The sequence below is a fragment of the Haloferula rosea genome, from assembly GCF_016595525.1.
In the GTDB taxonomy this organism is placed as follows: Bacteria; Verrucomicrobiota; Verrucomicrobiia; order Verrucomicrobiales; family Akkermansiaceae; genus Haloferula; species Haloferula rosea.
Map to the genome: position 1 here is coordinate 1 of NZ_JAENII010000049.1, position 790 is coordinate 790.

Consider the following 790-nt stretch of genomic DNA (forward strand, 5'->3'; position numbering starts at 1 on the left):
ATCAAGCTTCACTACGGGCCTCATGCCCGAGTCTGATTGGAACCGCCCTGTACGGAGCCGTACGCAGGGTGGTGTGGGACCGGGGAGCTAATCACGCCCCGGGACCCGATTAGCGTTTTTCGATTGCTCGATCGATTCGCTTCCACGTGTAGAAATCGTGGGGGAGGCATCCAAGCGGGGTCTCAGTAAATCTGTAGTGGAGGAGTGTCTTCTTGTCGGCTGAATATCGAGCCTGAAGAAAAAGGATAAAGTCGTCTCCCTCATTCATTCCAAAGGGTGTATCACGCAGCAAGGCGCTGTCTCTCACAGGGAGCTTGATGACGACCCTTATTCGCTCACTCCGCTTAAGGTCTCCCTTCGCGGCATTGAGGACCTCAGCATCAACCGTGAATTCGAGGCTGTTGTCGCTGATTGCGGTCCCACGCGCTAGTTTCAGGATCTTGGCGCGCACGATGATAGGGGCATCGCTACAGAGTGCGTCGAAACGGCTCGCCGACAGTACATTCTGGGCGAACCCTACCCACAGGAACACAGTCAAAACGAAGAAAGCTGGTACTCCGAGGGTCTTCATTCTTACGCTAACGTAAAAGCTGTGGCGACCCCGGTAACCGCACCAGAGAGGCCACGCACAATCAATCAGCTGCCGACGCTGGCGGCAAGAATTCAACAAAGCCGCTGATAGGGGTCGTCCACCAGCGACTTGTGTGTGCCCAGCATGGGCGCGTTGTAAATGGGGTTCAAGTCCCCTGTAGGAATACCAGAAATGAAACGAAACTACCATCTGAAGCCA

At 54.9% G+C, this 790-nt stretch carries 1 protein-coding gene; it reads right to left on the reverse strand.

The features are described from left to right. Positions 1 to 109 precede the first annotated feature (109 nt). Positions 110 to 451 (reverse strand): hypothetical protein, encoded by a 342-nt coding sequence (locus JIN81_RS18780; RefSeq protein WP_234045605.1) that lies wholly within the window; start codon positions 449 to 451, stop codon positions 110 to 112. Between the last annotated feature and the right edge of the window lie 339 nt (positions 452 to 790).